Here is a 19029-nt window from a genome sequence, read left to right as displayed (position 1 = left end):
GCGTCGGCGTGATCACGATGGCGGCGCTTCCCCGTGATCGGTGGGCCCCGGCCCGGGTGGCGGATGCGGGGGAACGCCCGGGTACAGCGGCGTGCCGTCGGGTCCGTACAGCGGGGCACCGTAGGGCGGCGCACCGAAGTACGGAAAAGGACCGGGAGCCGGGCCGCCCGGATAGCGGATGCTCGGCGGTTCGGGCACCGCCCGAGTGACCGGCAGGTAGTTGGCCCACCCGGGGAAGCCGATCCCGGGATTGGGACGGACGTCTAGGCCGGCCCCGAACCCGGTGTTGGCCACCAGGTAGCGCACAGGCCAGCTCTGGGCGACGTCGGGAAGCGATCCGCAACCGGGCTTGCCGCCGGGTCCGCCCTTGGCGGCGATGACGGGTAGGTTCTGCGGATATCGGTACGGGTCGTCACCCATGAGCAACGCCGCGTCCATGATGAGCGACTTGCCGTTGCCGCCACCGACGTAGTGCCGCAGCCCGCCGTCGAGGGTGTTCTGGGCGCCCACGAGAAGGCAGGTCAATGACGGGTTGTATTTCATCAGCAGGTTCGTGGTCGGCTCGATCAGATTGACGGCTCTGATCAAACTGTCCTTGCTCGGGCCCAGAACGTTGATCCCGCTGCGCGACATGCCCACAACGCCAAGCAGCAGTGCGTCGAGCTGCCGGGCCTGATCAGTCAACGTCACGCTCGTGGTTGTTGCGGCCCCGAGGGTATCGATGATGTCCTGCGCGGCCGCGCTGTAGGTGTCGCTGACCTCTTCGATTGCTCGCCAGTTCGCACGCATTGTCTCGGATCGCGGATTAAGCGCGATCAGTACCTCATTTGCGGCTGTCGTGGCCTCCCCCATGCGTTCACCCTGGCCGCGCACCCCCTCGGCGAACGCCGCCAGAATCGCATTCAACTTCGCCGGATCGATCTGGTTGATCAGCTCCACCAAGTTTTGGAAGACGGTGTTCACCTCGACGGAGACGTTCTTCGACTCCAGAACCGCACCTGCGGAAAGTCGTTGCGGATCCGGGTTTCTGGGATACACCAGGTCGACGAACTTCGACCCGAACAGCGATGTGGCGTCAATACGGGCTTCGACGTTGGCCGGGATGTATTTGACCTGGTCGGGGTCGATCTCTAGCCGAAGGGTCACCGCGTCGGACGCACCGGAGATCATGGCGACACGCCCGACCTGAACCCCACGCATCTTCACCTTTGCGTACGGTTCCATCACCAGCCCCGCGCGCTCCGAAGTCAATGTGACGGGCACCGTCGGCGTGAACGACCGGTTGAACGCGCCCATACAGACCGCGACTGCGACGGTCAATCCGACAACCAAAAACGCAGCCCACCACTCGGATGCAATTCGCGGGGTTCCCACTTTGGACGACATCGCACTACCCGGAGAAGTTGAATATGCCGGTCTGGCCATAAATGGCGAGGGTGACGAACAGGATCAGGAAGCTCGACGCGACGAGTGAAGTTCGGGTGGCGCGCCCGACTGCCTCCCCGACCCCGACCGGACCGCCGCTCGCGGTGTAACCGTAGTAGGTGTGAATCAGCATGATCACGACCGCCTGCATGATTGTGACTGCGAACGAACGCATTACATCGCCGGGAACCAGGAACGTGTTGAAGTAGTGGTTGTACACCCCCGCCGACTGGCCGTAGAACACCGTCGTGCCGAAGCGGGCAGCGGTATAGGCCATCAGCAGCGCGACGGAGTAGAGGGGAAGGACGACGATCACCCCGGCCGCTACCCGCGTTGAGGCCAGGTAGGCAATCGAGCGGATGCCCATGACCTCCAGTGCGTCGATCTCTTCGTTGATCCGCATGGCGCCCAACTGCGCGGTCGCGCCGGCGCCGATCGTGGCGGCCATGGCGATTCCTGCGGTGGACGGCGTGATCAGTCGGGTGTTGAGGAAGGCCGATGCGAACCCGACCAGGGCGTCCACCCCGACCTGGGAGAGTTGGTTGTAGCCCTGCGCCGCGATCAGCCCGCCTGTCGACATGGTCAGGAAGGCGACCACAGCGACCGTGCCCCCGATCACCGCGAGCGCACCGGTTCCCAGGCTCATCGCCGCGACCTGTCGTAACAACTCGGACTTGTACCTGACGAAGACGTCGCCGATCGAAATGATTGTCTGGCCGTAAAATCGGGTCTGATCACCGATTTGCCGCCAGCCCGATCTCGCCCCGTCTACCGCGATCATGGTCCGCGGTAGACGTTGTCGGAGAACGATGCTCGCGCTCACTTGGTGACCTCGAACCCGATCGCGGTGACGACGATGTTGATCACGAACAGCAGGACAAACGAAAACACCACCGTTTCGTTGACCGCATTGCCGACCCCGGCCGGGCCCCCACCGACGGTCGTGCCCTGATAGCAGGCGATCAGACCGGCTGCCAAGCCGAACAGCGTTGCCTTGACCATGGATATCAACACGTCACTCAAACCGGTGATGAACGTCATGCCCGCGACGAACGCGCCGGGGGTGACATGCTGGAAGAACACTGAGAACAGGAAACCGCCCGTCAGCCCGGTGAGCGTCACCAGCGATGACAGCAGCAACGCCACCACCGTGGCAGCCAGCACTCGCGGTGCCACCAGGGCCTGCATCGGGTCAATGCCCATGACCCGCAACGCGTCGAGCTCTTCACGGATGGTGCGCGCTCCCAGATCGGCGCACATGGCCGCCGCACCCGCACCGGCAACGACGAGCACGGTAACGAAGGGACCAATCTGGTTGACCGCCCCGATCGCTGCGCCGGTGCCGGAGAAGTCGGCGGCGCCGAATTCCATGAGCAGCACGTTGAACGTGAAGACGGTCATGACGACCAGCGGAATGGACAACATCAGGGTCGGGATGAGTGACACCCTGGCCACAAACCAGGTCTGCTCCAGGAATTCGCGCCAGGCGAACGGTGGTTTGAACATCGTCACGAACGCGTCGAGGGAAAAGGCGCAGAAGCCACCGACGTTGCGCAGAGGTTTCAAAGCGATGGCGCGCGGTGAACCAATCGATGTTCGGTTGACATCTCCGGCGCGGCGGATGATCCCCGCCGCCGTTTCGGCGCTGTCGGTGGCCACGCCCTCACCTGCTCACGGGTGAGCTGGTTGACGGTTCTCGGTGACTGCGGCCCACGATGAACCTCACGACTGCGCCAAGTGCGCATAGGAGACACGGAGTTCCTTCTTGAGGATCTTGCCGCTCGGGTTCTTCGGTAGGGACTCGACGAAGACCAGATACTTCGGCCGCTTGTAACCACCCAGCACTTTTCGTGCATGTTCCTCGACCTCTTTGGCCGTGAGCCCCGCACCGTCTTTGGGAACGACTGCCGCGGTGACCGCTTCGATCCAGTGCGGATGCGGCACGCCGAAAACGGCGACCTCCGCGACCCCGTCGAGCAGGTAAAGGGCCTCCTCCACCTCACGCGAGGCGACGTTCTCGCCCCCCGTCTTGATCATGTCCTTCTTGCGGTCGACCACCGTCAGATAGCCGTCCTGGTCGATCACGCCGAGGTCGCCAGAATGAAACCAACCGCTGCGGTAAGCGGCGGCGGTCTTTTCTTCGTCGTTGTAGTACCCAAGCGTGGCGTGCGGTGAGCGGTGCACGATCTCGCCGACTTCGCCGCAGGCAACGTCGAGGTCGTCCTCGTCGACTACGCGGGTCTCCACGTTCAGCGATGGGCGTCCTGCCGAGCCGGCACGTGAAAGCTGTTCCTCCGGACGCAAAATCGTGGCTAACGGGGCCAGCTCGGTTTGTCCGTAGAAGTTCCAGAACCGCACGTTGGGCAGGCGGCGGGAGAGTTCCTTGAGCACTTCCACGGGCATCGGCGATGCACCGTAGTAGCCCTTGGCGAGGCTGGACAGGTCCCGCACGTCGAAATCAGGATGCCGCAGCAGGGAGATCCACACGGTGGGCGGACAGAACAGCTTTGTGACCTTCTCCCGCTCAATCGTTTCGAGCAACGCTTCGGCGTCTGGTCGGGGCAGGATAATGCTGGTTGCACCGAGATAGACATCGACGGAGAAGAAGCAGTCAAGCTGGGCGCAGTGATACATCGGCAGACTGTGCAGTTCGATGTCATCCGAACTCATGTCGCCGTCCACAGCGCAGGAAACGTACTGGCTGATCAGCGAACGTGAGGTGAGCACGACACCCTTGGGCCGCGATTCAGTCCCGGAGGTGTACATCAGCCGCAGCGGGTCATCGTCTCCGATCAACACCTCCGGCGACACGCTGTCGCCAGCGTCGATCCAGCGGTCGACGTTGTCCCAGTTGCCCGTCGGCGGGCGGCCTGTCATCGGAATCCAGCCCAGCGCAGCATCAGAGATGCTCGCCGAGGACAACGCCCGCTCGGCGACCGAGGCAAGCGCATCCTCGGCGACGAGGCTCTTGGCGCCCGAATGGGCGAGGATGAACGCGATCTCTTCGGCGTTGAGCATGAAGTTGATCGGGACCAGCACCACACCGAGCCGAGCGGTTGCGAAGGTCAAAACCGCGAACTGCCAACAGTTATGGGACAGAATGGCGAGCCGATCGCCTTTGACCAAGCCCTTTTCGGTGAGGTTGTTCGCGCACCGGTTCACCGCAGCATCGAACTCGCGGAAAGTCACTCGACGGTTGTCGGCAATGACGGCGGTCTTGGCTGGATACCGAAGTGCTGTGCGGCGGAGGAGATCGCCTAAGCCGTGTTGGCGTGCGCGCGCCACCGTGGCCGCGGTCGCTGCCGATGAAGCCGTGCTCGTCATGACCATCCCCTCTGGATTTCAGACAGCTGTTACGCAGACGCCTCGTGTGCCGAAGGCCTCGCCGGCGAGTTGAAGGTGTGTCGCAGCTTGACCATTGGGTCGAAGAGTAACCCATAGTTTGATCAAAATAAAGCCATTTTCGAATCTCTTAGGCCTCAAAAGGCATCTTTGTGATCAAACTAGTGGTGGCTCGGCGCATGGTCGGCTGGCGCGACCTTCCGGATGCCGCGCACGCGCAGAGCTACCGCGGACTACTCCTCCACTGGGTCGCCGGAGAGCGGACGTTGGTCGCAGGAGTCGTATTCACGGGCGAAATGGACGAAGAGATCGCTGCGTAACCCCTTCCAGCACGTGACCAGCAACGCACCCACAATCGCTGTGGCAAAGGCGATCACTACCAAGAGGTCGGTCACGTCACGTCCCCTTGAGAAAGTCCGGAGTCGGAAAGAGGTTGCCCCACGCGTCGAACCCGGCACGGTCCGACCAGGTTCGCGATGGGGTGTCATGGTTGACAATCGACATCTCACAAGATAATTCGAGCCTGTGGCCGTCGGGCATGATGAAGTAAGCAAAGATGTTGCCACCCGCTCGATGACGGCTCACCCCGAGCTCGAGGTGCGTACCAGCCGCGGCGAGGACATCGATTGCCATCTTCACGTGATCGATGCTCGACATCGCCAGCGCCCAGTGGTGCATGCGTGCCTGCCCCAGCGTCACCGCGACGTCATGGTGCAGCAGGCCCTTGCGAATGAAGCTGCCGTGCCACATCTCGGAGCTGGGATCCAATTCGATGTGTTCGGTCTCGCGCCAGCCGAGTACGTCGACGAACAACTTCGATGCCGCTTTGACGTCAGCAGACTGAATTGCGATGTGGTCCAGGTCCAATGGCTGAAAACCGCGGCGTGACGCGATGGTCGGCTCTGCGAGCACGTGGTAACGGTTGTCAGCCACCAGCACGTAGTCCACCGCGAGACCGGAGTCAAGAACCCATCGCATTCCCTCGGCCTGATTCGGATGCGCTCCGTCGGTGCGAGTCGTGGTCAATCCCGCTTGGTTCAACGCGCGCTCGGCAGATTCGATTTCAGCCACGTCTTCAGCGCGGAAGGCGACACGACTGACTCCAGTGGGCCCTTCTTTGAACGCGACATCCCAGTTGCCATCAAACCCGCAGCCCAGATAAACCGCATCACCGGTGCGCGCGATTTCGACCAGGCCGACGACATCCTGGTAGAAACCTACGGTCGAGTCGACGTCGTTGACGTAGAGCTCGAGGTGTTCAATCTGCTGAATTCCCACTGTTCCTCCGAGGTTCGGCTGGTATGACAGGCAAGATGACATAAGGCAGTTGACGATCGGACGAGTGCAGGGTGACCGTCCCGCCAAAGACGTCCGCGGGTCGATCCCGGGTGTCTCCGTGCATTGCGTCGGCGGGGTTGTACCAGTCCACCGAGGTTTGGCTGTCGGACGACTCATGCTGATAGTCGTGCCCCTGCACCGTGAGGGCGAGTGTGTAGCCGGCCGGGACGACAATCGACGTCGGCCAGATTTCGACGTCGAGCTCGTAAACGGTCTGCGGCACAAGAGGCGTCGGATCGTCATGGGTATGGTAGGGCCGATAGGGCGTGCTCTGAACGGGATCGAGCTTTCGGTGCGATCCGCGCAGCCAACCCAACGAGACCGGAGTGTGCGGATCGTTCGCGCCGGCAAACGTGACCTCGTCGCCAAGGGGGTCGAAGACCCGCAGCACCAGGAAAAGGTCGACGTCACGCGTCGATGACGAGACGAAGAGCTTCACGGCCGAGGGCCCGGTGATCTCCGTATCGACGTCGAAAACCGTACGGTAAGTGAGGCCGCCGCTCAAAGCCTGGTAGCTCGCCTGCCGTTCGCCTGCGGGTGGCTTCCGGTCGAGCCTTTGGTCGAAATGATCTAGGTACAGCTTTGTCCAGTCAGTCCCTGGAAGGGGCCAGTCCCGTTCGTATCGAAGCGACGTAGTCCCGTCGACGTGGCGAACGTTGAGAATTACCGGGGGAACATCGTCCCAGCCGTTCGGCTCGTCCTTGAGAAAGTGGTCGAAGAAGCGCCTTTGCAGTTCCCGCCCGTAATCGGTGTAGAAATGGGTCCAGTGCTCGAGGTTGTGGAACTCAAGCCACTTCCGCCGCGACCCCGCGCGCAGGAAGCCCTCGACGTTACCGCGCAAGTGAAGGCCCTGCCCGCCGATGTTGGCCGCAGACAACAGCGGCACCTCGATGGCCGACAGGTCCGCGTTGAGCGACTCGAAGTACTCGTCGAACGTGGGATGGTCGTGAAGTTCGGCAATCAAGTCGGCACGATTTTGCGCACGGACCTCGGGCGGCAAGGTTTCGTCTCCGAAGACCGGCACATCTGTGACGGGATTTCGCCCGCCACGTTCGCCAACGCCGAACTGCGCCTTGTCGATCCGGTTGCGATACCAGCGGACGATGAACGTCGACAGGATCCCGCCGTGGCGGCGTGCGTCGCGGTAGTGATCGGAACAACCCTCCCACGGACAGATGGCCGCCAAGTGCGGTGGTCGCAATGCGGCAACCTGCCACTGATTCATTGCGACATAGGAGATTCCGATGAGTCCGACCCGGCCGGTACTCCAGGATTGGGTTCCAGCCCACTCGATGCAGTCGTAATAGTCTTGCGTCTCGCGAGGGGACCAGTGGTCCACATATCCGGGGCTGCGCCCCATGCCCCGTGAGTCGACACGCACCACCGCGTACCCGTGTGGAACCCATTTCTCGGGATCGATCGTCTCCCAATTGGCGTAGCGATTACTGGAGCCCGTGGGGACATCGGGGTGCTGGGTGCAGAGGGCGGTCCATTGATCCGGCCGGCCTTCGGCGAAGTTCAGCCCTTTTCCATACGGGGTGTAGCAGAGAAGTACCGGATGTCGCCCCTCCGTCGGGCGGTAGACGTCTGCGCGAAGGAGTAGGCCGTCATCGGCTTCGATCTCGACATCCCAATCAATCTGCATACCTTGGCCGTCGTGGGCCATCTTCACCTCTTTCTGCCCGTTGCACGGGTACGCTGCCTCCCACACCGGCCACGAATATTTGATCATAAGATGCACCAATTACGGGGCATTTCGCGACAATCTGGGCATCTTTGATCAAATTACTCAATCGCGCGCCGATACTCGGCGTTATCCCGGCGGCGGGCAACCCCGCGCGGAGGCGCATTCAACGCGTCGCGATCAGGGCGGGCAGTCTCTTGTCGATCAGTTCGTACGCGTCGCGCATGATCTGATCGACCACCTCGGCGCAACTCGCGACTCCGTCGATCAGCCCTTGGGCCTGACCGGCCCACCACATGCCGCCCTCCACGTCGCCTTTCTCAAGCACTTCCGTGCGGCCTCGCGCGCCTGAAGCAAGGTGCGCGACATCTTCAAACCCCGAACCATCCCGTTCCGAGATGCTGAGAATCTCCTCAGACACAGAGTTGCGTGCCACCCGAGCGGTGTTGCGGAATTTTCGGAAGACGATCACTGTCGCACGTTCGTCGTTCATCACAATCTGCTTCTTCACGTTCTCGTGCACCGGGGCCTCAGTCGTCGCAACGAATCTGGTGCCCATGTTTATCGCCGACGCACCCAACGCAAGTGCGGCCGCCAGACCCGCACCTGTGGCGAATCCACCACTGGCGATGATGGGAATGGTGAGGCACTTAGCGGCGGCGGGAATGAGCACGAGACCGGGAACGTCATCGTCTCCGGGGTGGCCGGCGCATTCGAATCCATCGATGCTGACCGCGTCGACGCCAAGCTTCTCAGCCTTCACCGCATGACGCACAGCCACCGCTTTGTGGATTACCTTCACACCAGCGCTCTGGAAGCGAGGTAAGTGCGGTGCCGGGTTGTTGCCCGCTGTCTCAACGATTTTCACGCCACCGTCGATGATCGCTTCGCGATACTCGTCGTAAGGCACCGGTTTGATCGTGGGGAGGATGGTGAGGTTGACACCGAACGGCTTATCCGTGAGATCACGCGTACGCTGGATCTCCCGCGCCAGCGCTTCCGGCGTCGGCTGGGTCAGCGCCGTCAGGAAGCCCAACGCACCGGAATTCGCCACTGCGGCGATCAACTCTGCGGTGCCCACGGCAGTCATGCCACCGCAGACGATGGGATGCTCTATGCCGAACTCCTCGGTGAACCGGGTGACGAACATGGACCTTCTTTCCTTGCCGGGGACTATGGTTCCCGCATGCTGGCGATCATGGCAGCCGCCGGCGGCCAGGTGCGCGAGATAAGGGCGCCGCGTTCACCCCGTCGCGCACTCAGCCCTGGTACCGGGAGGACGGGTGCTAGTCACCGACACCAACTGCCGGGGCGGTCGCCGCGCCCCCGATGACGCGCCCGGCTTCGACCGGATCGAAGAACCACGGAAAGGCGTTGGGCGGATGTGAGAAGTTTCCGAAAATTCGCTCCGCCAGGTCTTTTCGCTCTTGCGCGGCGGTGAACAGGGCGAGTTGGGACTGTGACGGCGGGTCCAAGAGGCTGTTGGTGAAGGTATACGCGTACTGCTCGTAGTCTTGCCAGAACGTCTCCCACACATCTGACATCCATTCCGCGTCAAACGGTCGGCTATCGCGCTCCACGATGCGGTGCAGATAGTGGCGCGCGCCTTTGGCAGCACTGTTGGAGCCTTGACCGCTGACCGGGTCCTTCAAGCTCAGCACGTCACCGAGTCCCAACACCTGCGCACCCGATGGCAGCGTAGCCACGGGCCGGCGGACTCCAGGGGTGATTCGGCCGCGGATGGCGCTAGCCGGATCCGCCAGTCGCGCGTTGCGAGCCAGCGCGTATTGGTCCGGAGCGATATCTTGAAGTACCTCCTTGCAACGCTTCAGGATTTCCTCTGGATCCGTCGCATCGTCGAAGCGATCGATCGGCCCACCCGGCACCGCCTCGAAGATCATGAACACCGAGTCGCGCTCGGTTGTGTTGAGAAAGTGCGTCCCGAATATCTCGCCCGCCCCCGCGTGGGCAGCGAAGTACATGCACTCGAAACCAACCGACTCAGCCCAGGCGGGATGACCGTCAACGACGACCATCGCCAGGTGCCGCTGGGCCTCGGTGTAGACCGACCGTTGTTGATCACGCTCGAAAAGTCCGCTGATATCCCCCTTCCCCGCGGCGACGATGGTCAGGTCGCTTGCGCTCGCGTACGCCTCGATGTTCTCCAGCCTGGCGTCCTGTATCACCAAGTTGCCACCGCGCCGCTGGAACTCCTCGGCCCACCGGGCGCACTTGAGCCGCAGATCGACTGCCTGCCAGGAGATTTTTTCGGGGTTCCACGGGCCGTCGATCGACAGCGCAACGGTCCCGCCTGGCACGATCATTTCGAAGTGCACGCCGTCTGAGGGGACCAACACGTCATCCCAGAAGTTGACTCCGAGCTCCCGCTCGAAAGCCTGTGCGTCCGGCGAGATCCCCGCCGACGAGGGGACGAAGCCGCGACGAACCTGGCCCGGCGTGCGGTCGGAAACGATCGTCACGTCGTACCCGTGCTCAAGCAGGCCGAGCCCCAAAAGCAGGCCGCTGTGACCCGCACCGATGATCGAGATCGTCCTCATAGTTCATCCTTTGCAAACGAAACGTATTGGTATCCAACAGGTTTTCTGCATTCAACGGGATCGCGCCCGCCCCTTCGGGCATCGTCGGTGCCATGGAGATCGACTTCGCAGACGCGTCCCGTCAGATCTGCAAGATCTGCACCCTCGCGGGCCATCGGCACCTCTTCTATCGGTGGGTCGACTCTAAAGCGCAGGTTCCGGCCACGTCAAGCATGTTTGATCACAAAGTTCGCTTTTTGCTACCTTTTTCGCGGGTTTGAGCTTTTCTTTGATCAAATTATGGGTTACTGTTCAGGCCGGTGGGACGGACCACCAACCCAGGACCAGAGCGCAACGACGAACGAGAGGCCTTAGATCGCAATGACATCGGCAAGCACGACGTCGGTGGTCGCCATCGAGGAATCGCCGACGGGCACTGCACAGACACGCGTTGATATGGCTGTCAATGCGCTGCAAGATTTGATCGTCTCGGGATCGCTTGAGCCCGGGGCCCCGCTTCGGCTTGCACCGCTGGCGGAGCGATTGGGCATGAGCATGATGCCGGTTCGGGAGGCGCTGCGGGTGCTGGAATCCCTGGGCCTGGTGGAGCAACAGCCCAGGCGCGGGGCGCGGGTGAGCCTGTTCTCCGTACAAGACCTGATGGACACGTATCGGGCTCGGATCCGACTCGAGACCTTGGCTGTCGAGCTGGCCGCCGATCGTTTCACGCCCGAACACGGGAAGGTGGCGCTCGCGCACTTGGAACGGCAATGCGCCGCGGCCGCACGTGGTGCGCTGGAGGAGTCGCGCAAGGCGCACACGGCGTTCCACTTTTCGATCTACGAAGCAGCCGGATCCGCCTGGTTGATTCGCCTGATCACACCGCTGTGGGCGAACAGCGAACGCTATCGAATGCTGTCTCTGCCCCACCGAGGCGCCGTCAAGGACCGTCGACTCGAACACGAGCGGATCTTGGAAGCGTGTATCCGCGGCAATCCTCGCGTTGCGTCACGCGAACTGCACGAGCACCTGGCCAAGACGGTCAACGTCGTGGCCCGTCAACTTGGAGAGGAAGCCCTGTTTTGAACAGCCCTGAACTCACTGAACTCATCTTGCGGGCAGAGGAAATGCCCTGGCGGGCAAAGTCATTGCCCGGTGTTTCCGAACGTATGCTGTGGCGCGACGATGACTCTGGCGCCTCGATCGCGCAGATCAAGATCGAGAAGGGCTGTGGCATTCCGCAGAACCACTGCCACGCCTCGAACCAGTTCATGTTCGTGTTGTCGGGCAGCTACAAGTACCTACACAGCGGTGAAGTCCTGACCACCGGATCCTTCTACTGGAATCCCGCCGGCAACTTTCACGGACCGACCGAGGCTCTGGAGGACACGGTCTTTCTGGAGGTCTACGACGGACCGCACTACCCCCAACGTCCCGATTGGTATGACAACGATGAAGATGCGAGGTAACCATGTCCATTTCCGAGGTCTACAGCAAGAAGCTGAACACACCGTTGGGAGTGTTCTCCCAGGCCATCAAGGTGACTGATCCGAAAGAGTTGCTGTTTGTCAGCGGTCTGACGTCCCGCGCTCCTTCGGGCGAGGTGGTCGGCGTCGGCGACGTCAAGGTCCAGACCGAAACCATCCTCGAGAATATGAAGTCCATCCTCGAGGAGGCCGGCGGCAGTCTCGCCGACATCGTCAAGCTCACGGTCTTCATCCGGGACATGGAGCAGTTCGATGACATCCACGAGGTGCGCAAGCGCTACTTTTCCGCACCGCTACCGGCGTCGTCGATGTTCGAGGTTTCCCGGCTGGTGGACAAGGAACTCCTGATCGAGATCGAGGCCATCGCCGCGATCGGCCAGTCAGGCCGCTGATATGCAGCTTGCCACCTTCCAAATGCCGGGCGGGCAAGCCAAGCCGGGCGCCGTACGGAGGGACGAGGTCATCGACCTCAGCGCGATCTGCGACGAGATCCTCGATCTCGTCGCAGATCCCGCGCTCTTCGACGACGCCAAGCGGGCCGCCGCTAACAACGAGAGCACCGCTCGTCTCGCGGATGTTCGACTGTTGGCCCCGATACCACGACCAGGCCACATCTATTGCGTCGGCTGGAATTATCCAAAGCACTATGAGGAGGGCATCGGCAAACGCGCCGGCCAAGAGACCGACGAGCGCAAGTTCGCGACGTTCTTCTCCAAGCCCAATGGCAGCGTGATCGGCCCCGGCGATGCGATCGCCTGGGATGCGGCTGTCACGACCAAGCTCGACTACGAGGGCGAACTGGCGGTCGTCATCGGCAAAGGGGGCCGATCCATCTCTGAAGAATGCGCGAAGGATCACGTATTCGGATACACCCTGGCCAACGACATCACCGCGCGTGACATCCAGCGTCGCCACGGCGGCCAGTGGCAAAAGGGTAAGGGCATGGACACGTACTGCCCCTTGGGGCCGGTGATCGTCACCGCCGACGCACTTGACGAACGGTCTTTGACCCTGCGGTCACTCGTCAACGGGGAAGTGCGCCAGGAGGCGTCGACGGGGTCGCTGTTCTACCCCGTCGAACGGATCATCGCGCAACTCTCGCTGGGTATGACCCTCGAACCGGGCGACGTCATCCTCACCGGCACGCCGTCCGGGGTCGGTTTTGCCCACGACCCACCCCTGTTCCTCGAACCGGGCGACGTCACAGAGGTGGAGATCGCCGAAATCGGGCGTCTGGTCAACCGCGTCGAGAAGATCGCACTCACCTAACTCGCCACCGTCGACCCCTCCCGCGAGGCAGACTTCCCCGGGGACCTACGCGCTCATCATTCGAGCCGACCCACAAGGAGTAAGCGATGTTGCTGAAACCGTTCGAATACGCGGTTGCTGCATCGGTTGACGAGGCGATCCAGCTGCTTTCGGCACCGGATTCCCGAGTCCTGGCGGGCGGAGCCACCTTGATCAACATGATGAAGCTCAGGGTGGCTTCGCCCCACAGGCTCGTCGACATCGGCAGCCTTGCCGACCTCAAACAAATCGTCGTGGGTGACGACGGTTCACTCCAGCTAGGCGCCGGCGTGACCTTCACAGAGATGCTCGCCTCCGAGACGGTGCGGGCGCACCGCCCGATCCTGCGCCACGTGGCCGCCACCCTCGCGGATGTGCAGGTACGCAACCGCGCCACCGTCGGCGGCAACGTCTGTCACAACGACGTGAACAACAACCTGCCGCCGCTCATGCTGGCCGTCGGCGCGTCGATGACAGTCGTCGGCGCCGACGGCGAGCGACAAGTCCCGGCCGACGAATTCTTCATCGCGCCGTTCTGGACCGCGGTGGGGCCCGGGGAACTGTTGACCAAGATCGTGATCCCGCCCAGACCACCCCGTCGAAGCGACGGATGGGCGGCGCTGCGGGTCGGCGCCGACGGCCCCGGCATCGTGAATGCGGCGGCGACCCGCATCGGTGACGGCGTCCGGATCGCGTTCGGAGGCGTCGCCTCCCGGCCCGTTGCGGTTTCGGCCGCCGCAGAGCCGGACGAGATCCGCGCTGCCATCGCCGATGCGAATATTTCTCCGCCCCCCGACGTGCACGCCACGACCGAGTACAAACGGCACCTCGCCGGTGTCCTCGGCCTGCGCGCCGCGCAGCAAGCCCTGAGTGAAACGGAGGCCCTGTAGATGAACGAGCCCACCCGCGCGAAGGCAATCGACCTGCGTATCAACGGGCGTGCACACCACTGCGAGGTGGAGGCCCGAAAACTGCTTGTGCACCTCATCCGCGACGACCTCGATCTCGTCGGAACACATGTCGGGTGCGACACCGGCACATGCGGGGCATGCACTGTGCTCATCGACGGCCAGTCCACGAAGTCGTGCTCGGTTCTTGCCATCCAGGCCGACGGCGCCGAGATCACCACGGTCGAAGGCGTGTCACCGACCGACGGCCTCAGCGTTCTCCAACAGGCGTTCTCCGACCACCACGCCCTCCAATGCGGCTACTGCACACCGGGCATGTTGATGAGCGCGACCCACCTGCTGCGTTCCAATCCAAACCCGACACGCACCGAAATAAAGCGTGCGCTGAAGGGCAACATCTGCCGCTGCACCGGCTATTGGAACATCGTCGACGCCATCGAGGCGGCCGCCAGGAAGGAGCGAACGAGTGAGTAGCGACCTCCACGACACCGCAGAGGCTTCCTCGGCAATCACCGCAACCGAAGCTTGGACCGGTCAACGGCTCAAACGCAAGGAAGACCGACGACTCCTCAAAGGGCAAGGCAAGTTCGTCGATGACGTCAAGCGTTACGGTATGGGCTACCTGCACTTCGTCCGCAGTCCGTACGCGCATGCACGCATCGTCTCGGTGGATGTGTCGCAGGCCGAGGCACTTCCCGGGGTGTATGGAACCCTCACCGGACGCGAGGCAGCGGACCTCACCGATCCGTACTGGCAGGTCGCACCCGGCGATGCAAGCGCCATCACCGAATACTGCCTGGCCGTGGACAAGGCATGCTGGGCAGGGCACCCCGTCGCTGCGGTCGTGGCGGCCACCCGCGAAATAGCCTGTGATGCCGCTGAATTGGTAGAAGTAGAGTACGAGCCTCTTGACCCGCTGATGGATGCCCGCAAGGCAACCGAGAACGACGCGCCGATCGTGCACGAGGATGCCGGGACCAACGTCGTATTGTCCGCCCTGTTCGACTACGGCGATGTCGACGCGGCGCTGCGAGATGCCGATCATGTACTTCGGATCTCAGAACTGTACTTCCACAGGTTCTCTTCGACTCCGCTGGAATGCTCCGGCTCCGTTGCGGAGTTCGACGCGGGCACAGGTGAGTTCACCGTCACCTGCAACCTGCACGGTCCCGGTCCGTCGATCACCTGGATCTCTGGTGCGCTCAGGGTTCCCGCCGCCAAGTTGCACCTGATCACCGGCGACATCGGTGGCGGGTTCGGAAACAAACTCACCGGATACACCTATGTGACCGCGGCTTGTCTACTGGCCCGCAAGCTGGGCCGTCCCGTCAAGTGGACCGAGTGGCGCACCGAACAGCAGACCGCGAATGCACACGGTGCCGACCGTTGGTTCCAGGACATCGAAGTCGCTGTGGCGAAAGACGGTACCCTGCTGGGGTTTTCGGCGAAGGCGATAGACGACGTCGGCGCCTTCCCCCGCTACGAGCCAACAGGTGCCGTGCTCTGGACCCAGGTGACTCCGGGATGTTATCTGTGGCGGAACATCCGCGTCGACATGAGACAAGTCATCACCAATAAGACGCCGAGTTCGGCGAACCGCGGCTACTCACGGATGCAGCATCTGTGGTTGACCGAACGGATCATCGACATCGTGAGCCACGAACTCGGTTTCGATCCGGTCGAGATCCGGAAGCGCAATTACATCCCGGCCACGGACTTTCCGTACGAAACTCCCAGCGGGGGGATCTACGACTCCGGTGATTACACGCAGTCCCTCGACATCGCCTTGGAACTCGCAGATTACGACAGGTTCCGAACTCAACGCGGCGTCCGCAACAACGGCAAGCTGCTGGGTATCGGCATCGGATCCACCCTGGACTCGGGCACCCAGAACTACGCGCAGGTGCGTCTGGCGAACCCGCACATCCCCGTCTCCGGCAACAACCAGGTCGCGACCATCAAATTGGACCTTTCCGGCGAGGTGGTGCTGTCGCTTGGCTCGGCGCCACAGGGCCAAGGACACGAAACCACCGCCGCACAGGTAGCGGCCGACATCCTCGGTGTGACACCCGATGACGTCATCGTGCACAGCGGGCACGACTCGCGCCGCAACACGCATGCCGGCTGGTCGGGCACCAACGCCAGTCAATTCGCCGTCACCGGACTGGGTGCGACCAAAGGTGCTGCGGAGAAGCTGGCCGCTGAGATCCGACTCCTCGCCGGCGCGGTGCTCGGGGCACCTGCCGCCGAGATCGTCCTCGCCAAGGGAGCGGCCCTGGCTCCCCACGGCGGATCGCTCACGTTTTTCGAGCTGGCGAGTCTGGTGAACGTCGACAACCTCGACTACCCAGCCGATTTGGATGTGACGCTCAACTGTCGTTACGTGTACCGGCCACCGTTCGCCCTGCCAGATGTGGAACGGAAGTTCGGCAACTTGACGCTCACGTATGCGTCGCAGGTACACCTGGCGGTCATCGAAATCGACCCGGACACCGGGGCAATCGAAATTCTGCGGTATGTCGCCGTTGACGACTGCGGGGTACGGGTCAACCCGATGATCGTGGAGGGTCAGGTGCACGGCGCGTTGGCCCATGGCCTGGGCGCCGCGCTCACCGAAAGCTACGAATACGACGAACACGGGCAGTTGCTGACGTCGAACTTCTACCAATACCACGTGCCGACTGCCCTCGACATGCCTGATCTTCACACCGGCGAGGTCGTCACCCCGTCGCCATTCGGACCGGTGGGCGCGAAGGGGATGGGCGAGGGCGGCGGTGCAGGCCTGCACACCATCAGCGCGGCAGTTCAAGATGCATTGCGGGCCGCAGGGATACGAGCGGTGGTGCATGAAAGTTTCAACGACCCACAACGCGTGTGGTCGCTCATCCACGAACCCGAGGCCAGCCAACGCCGAGTGATCGTGGAGTCACGATGAACTTTGATGGGACCCGCTTGGTCGAGGCATCACCGGAGACGACCTGGGACGCGATCGCCGAGCCCGCCACCTTCCTCGGCTTGATCCCGGTGGTCCAGGACGTTTCGGTGCAATCGTCCGGCGAAATCCGCGCACGCTGCGTATTTCCGCTCGGCCTCGGCAAACTGCACCTCACCGCCAGGGTGAAGTGCGTCGAACGCACACCGGGCGAGAGCGCACGCTTCGCGGGCACCGCACTCGGAGACGGCGTTCACGTCACCTTCGACAACAGGATCGTGCTGGGCGCCGCGCCCGATCCCAACTCCACAACGCTGCGATGGACCGCATCCGTCGTATTGCGCGGCCCCGTCGTCGGGATGACTCAGCACGTCGCGCCTCTTCTGGTGTCACAACAGATCGATACCGCCTTCGCGGCGTTCGTATCGCACTTGGGTTCGGTCTGAGCCATTGCCACGTTTTGACGCAGTGATCATCGGGAGTGGACTCAACTCCCTGGTAGCCGGCGCGCTGCTGACCCGCGCCGGCTGGGGCGTGTGCGTTCTGGAGAGCAGCGACCGCCTCGGCGGCGCCGTGCAGACCGCCGAGCTCACCGCGCCGGGTTACACCCACGACGTCTTCTCCGGGTTTCACGTGCTGTTTCTGCTGAGCGAGGCATACCAGCGGCTCAAGCCTGAACTCGACGCCCGCGGACTGCAATACACGTTCGCACCGGTACAGACTGCCTACGCTTCCCCACACCACGACGCGGTCCTGCTGACGTCGTCGCACGAGCAGAATGTCGCCGAGTTCACGCGCCACCACCACGCCGACGGCGCGGCCTGGGATCGCCTCGCCGACTGGTTCGGCCGACATCAGCAGACCACCACTCATTTGATGGGGAAAGAGTTTTGGTCGTTGGCGACGCTGAAACTCGGCGTCACTGCCTACCGCCGGCTGGGGCGCGACGGCAGCCTGCGCTACGCAGGCGACCTACTCGAAAGCTGCCGTGACTGGGTGACGGCGGAGTACCAATCCGAACCTGCCCGCGGCTTTTTCGCACCGCTGCCCCTCCACGGTGGCCTCGGACCGGAGTCCGTGACCTCTGCGTTGATGGCGAAAATGGTCGCGCTGTCGATCGAGATGGTTGGGATGCCGATTCCCCAGGGCGGCGGGGTCAAGCTGATCGAGGCCCTGGCTGGCATCATCCGCGACGGTGGCGGCGAATGCCGAACCAATCGTGACGTCACCCGCATCGAGGTGTCGGGCGGAGCGGCGACCGGTGTTGTGACCGCCGACGGCGAACGCTACGAAGCGCGCCAAGCCGTGCTCGCCAACGTGACTCCCCAACAGCTTTACCTGGATCTCCTGCGGAACGAGGATGTTTCGCCCCCGGTTGCCAGTGACGCTCGGCGATTCCGGTATGGCCGCGCGGGAATGCAGATACACATGGCACTGAGCGAGCAGCCTCGCTGGCGGGGCGATTCCCGGCTAGCCCAAGCCGCATCGGTGAACCTGACACCGGGACTCGACGGAGTGTCACGAGCCGTCAACGAAGCTACCCGACGACTGCTTCCCGCATCTCCCACGATCGCAATCGGCCAGCACACGGTCGCAGATCCCTCTCGCGCCCCGAAGGGCGGTGCCACGTTGTGGGTTCAACTCCTCGAGTTGCCGTCCAGTCCTGTCGGTGACGCGGCGGGCGAGATCGATGTCGGAAACGGCGTGTGGACCGAGCATCTCAGAGAGACATTCGCCGACCGAGTTCAGGAGATCATCGCGCAGCACATCACCAACCTGGACTCGGCGCTGGTGGGCCGCGCCGTGTTGTCCCCCGCAGACCTCGAGGCCGCCAACCGCAATCATGTGGGCGGCGACGGCTACAGCGGGTCGTTGGAACTCGACCAGAGCCTCATCCTGCGTCCGCGGCCCGGCCGGTCCAGCCATCGAACCATGGTGGATCGGCTACTACACATCGGCGCGAGCACCCACCCCGGACCGGGATTGTCCGCGGGATCGGGTGTCCTTGCCGCAGACGCGCTTCTGCGCAGACGCCGGCTTACGCGCATCCTGCCCCGCCGCGGGTGAGCCCAGCACCCGAGACCGAATC

18 protein-coding genes are annotated in these 19029 nt (G+C 62.9%); 9 read left to right on the top strand and 9 right to left on the bottom strand.

Features of this window, described 5'->3' with window-relative positions; translation table 11 throughout:
- Positions 1-12: 12 nt before the first annotated feature.
- From K3U96_RS09175 to K3U96_RS09135, 9 genes are all read right to left on the bottom strand, one after another.
- Positions 13-1386, bottom strand: a complete 1374-nt coding sequence (locus K3U96_RS09175) for an MCE family protein (protein ID WP_220692787.1) — start codon at positions 1384-1386, stop codon at positions 13-15.
- Positions 1387-1390: 4 nt separating this feature from the next.
- A complete protein-coding gene (locus tag K3U96_RS09170; protein WP_372515072.1) occupies positions 1391-2248 on the bottom strand; it encodes an ABC transporter permease in 858 nt (285 codons plus the stop codon).
- Positions 2245-3048 (bottom strand): MlaE family ABC transporter permease, encoded by an 804-nt coding sequence (locus K3U96_RS09165; RefSeq protein ID WP_069405946.1) that lies wholly within the window; start codon positions 3046-3048, stop codon positions 2245-2247. Before K3U96_RS09165 ends, K3U96_RS09170 begins: the two co-directional genes overlap by 4 nt.
- 99 nt (positions 3049-3147) lie before the next feature.
- Positions 3148-4749 (bottom strand): acyl-CoA synthetase, encoded by a 1602-nt coding sequence (locus tag K3U96_RS09160; protein ID WP_220692786.1) that lies wholly within the window; start codon positions 4747-4749, stop codon positions 3148-3150.
- Positions 4750-5000: 251 nt separating this feature from the next.
- Complete coding sequence (locus K3U96_RS09155; RefSeq protein WP_165614142.1) at positions 5001-5162, bottom strand: hypothetical protein; 162 nt, start codon at positions 5160-5162, stop codon at positions 5001-5003.
- Position 5163: 1 nt separating this feature from the next.
- A complete protein-coding gene (locus K3U96_RS09150) occupies positions 5164-6045 on the bottom strand; it encodes a VOC family protein (RefSeq protein ID WP_220692785.1) in 882 nt (293 codons plus the stop codon).
- Positions 6026-7837, bottom strand: a complete 1812-nt coding sequence (locus K3U96_RS09145; protein WP_230982404.1) for a CocE/NonD family hydrolase — start codon at positions 7835-7837, stop codon at positions 6026-6028. Before K3U96_RS09145 ends, K3U96_RS09150 begins: the two co-directional genes overlap by 20 nt.
- A gap of 118 nt (positions 7838-7955) precedes the next feature.
- On the bottom strand, positions 7956-8939 hold the full coding sequence (locus K3U96_RS09140; RefSeq protein ID WP_220692784.1) for an NAD(P)H-dependent flavin oxidoreductase: 984 nt from the start codon (positions 8937-8939) through the stop codon (positions 7956-7958).
- A 136-nt stretch (positions 8940-9075) separates the two neighbouring features.
- On the bottom strand, positions 9076-10347 hold the full coding sequence (locus tag K3U96_RS09135; RefSeq protein ID WP_220692783.1) for a styrene monooxygenase/indole monooxygenase family protein: 1272 nt from the start codon (positions 10345-10347) through the stop codon (positions 9076-9078).
- Positions 10348-10731: 384 nt separating this feature from the next.
- On the opposite strand from K3U96_RS09135, the gene K3U96_RS09130 reads away from it, so the two are divergent.
- The 9 genes from K3U96_RS09130 (at position 10732) to K3U96_RS09090 (ending at position 19007) form a co-directional block, all read left to right on the top strand.
- Positions 10732-11412, top strand: coding sequence for a GntR family transcriptional regulator (locus tag K3U96_RS09130; RefSeq protein WP_220692782.1), 681 nt, complete (start codon positions 10732-10734; stop codon positions 11410-11412).
- Entirely contained in the window at positions 11409-11795 is a 387-nt protein-coding gene (locus K3U96_RS09125; protein WP_064918001.1) for a cupin domain-containing protein, read from the top strand. The genes K3U96_RS09130 and K3U96_RS09125 overlap by 4 nt, the downstream gene beginning before the upstream one ends.
- Positions 11796-11797: 2 nt before the next feature.
- Entirely contained in the window at positions 11798-12205 is a 408-nt protein-coding gene (locus K3U96_RS09120) for a RidA family protein (RefSeq protein WP_069405936.1), read from the top strand.
- Between the two features lies 1 nt (position 12206).
- On the top strand, positions 12207-13082 hold the full coding sequence (locus K3U96_RS09115; RefSeq protein ID WP_069405935.1) for a fumarylacetoacetate hydrolase family protein: 876 nt from the start codon (positions 12207-12209) through the stop codon (positions 13080-13082).
- An 86-nt stretch (positions 13083-13168) separates the two neighbouring features.
- Positions 13169-13990 (top strand): FAD binding domain-containing protein, encoded by an 822-nt coding sequence (locus K3U96_RS09110; RefSeq protein WP_069405934.1) that lies wholly within the window; start codon positions 13169-13171, stop codon positions 13988-13990.
- The gene (locus tag K3U96_RS09105) at positions 13991-14482 is read left to right on the top strand and encodes a (2Fe-2S)-binding protein (protein WP_069405933.1); all 492 of its coding nucleotides are present in this window, start codon (positions 13991-13993) and stop codon (positions 14480-14482) included.
- Positions 14475-16943, top strand: a complete 2469-nt coding sequence (locus K3U96_RS09100; protein ID WP_220692781.1) for a xanthine dehydrogenase family protein molybdopterin-binding subunit — start codon at positions 14475-14477, stop codon at positions 16941-16943. The genes K3U96_RS09105 and K3U96_RS09100 overlap by 8 nt, the downstream gene beginning before the upstream one ends.
- Positions 16940-17386 (top strand): SRPBCC domain-containing protein, encoded by a 447-nt coding sequence (locus K3U96_RS09095; RefSeq protein WP_069405932.1) that lies wholly within the window; start codon positions 16940-16942, stop codon positions 17384-17386. Before K3U96_RS09100 ends, K3U96_RS09095 begins: the two co-directional genes overlap by 4 nt.
- Positions 17387-17408: 22 nt before the next feature.
- The gene (locus K3U96_RS09090) at positions 17409-19007 is read left to right on the top strand and encodes a phytoene desaturase family protein (RefSeq protein WP_220692780.1); all 1599 of its coding nucleotides are present in this window, start codon (positions 17409-17411) and stop codon (positions 19005-19007) included.
- The last annotated feature ends 22 nt before the right edge of the window (positions 19008-19029 follow it).

The sequence above is a fragment of the Mycolicibacterium holsaticum DSM 44478 = JCM 12374 genome, from assembly GCF_019645835.1.
GTDB classification, from domain to species: Bacteria; Actinomycetota; Actinomycetes; order Mycobacteriales; family Mycobacteriaceae; genus Mycobacterium; species Mycobacterium holsaticum.
This window is presented reverse-complemented; position numbering and strand designations above follow the sequence as displayed.

Bases quoted from the DNA above. Each gene is read 5' to 3' on its own strand.
- K3U96_RS09175 (WP_220692787.1), bottom strand. From the start codon at position 1,386: ATGTCGTCCAAAGTGGGAACCCCGCGAATTGCATCCGAGTGGTGGGCT.
- K3U96_RS09160 (WP_220692786.1), bottom strand. From the start codon at position 4,749: ATGACGAGCACGGCTTCATCGGCAGCGACCGCGGCCACGGTGGCGCGC.
- K3U96_RS09145 (WP_230982404.1), bottom strand. From the start codon at position 7,837: ATGATCAAATATTCGTGGCCGGTGTGGGAGGCAGCGTACCCGTGCAAC.
- K3U96_RS09140 (WP_220692784.1), bottom strand. From the start codon at position 8,939: ATGTTCGTCACCCGGTTCACCGAGGAGTTCGGCATAGAGCATCCCATC.
- K3U96_RS09135 (WP_220692783.1), bottom strand. From the start codon at position 10,347: ATGAGGACGATCTCGATCATCGGTGCGGGTCACAGCGGCCTGCTTTTG.
- K3U96_RS09120 (WP_069405936.1), top strand. From the start codon at position 11,798: ATGTCCATTTCCGAGGTCTACAGCAAGAAGCTGAACACACCGTTGGGA.
- K3U96_RS09115 (WP_069405935.1), top strand. From the start codon at position 12,207: ATGCAGCTTGCCACCTTCCAAATGCCGGGCGGGCAAGCCAAGCCGGGC.
- K3U96_RS09110 (WP_069405934.1), top strand. From the start codon at position 13,169: ATGTTGCTGAAACCGTTCGAATACGCGGTTGCTGCATCGGTTGACGAG.
- K3U96_RS09105 (WP_069405933.1), top strand. From the start codon at position 13,991: ATGAACGAGCCCACCCGCGCGAAGGCAATCGACCTGCGTATCAACGGG.
- K3U96_RS09095 (WP_069405932.1), top strand. From the start codon at position 16,940: ATGAACTTTGATGGGACCCGCTTGGTCGAGGCATCACCGGAGACGACC.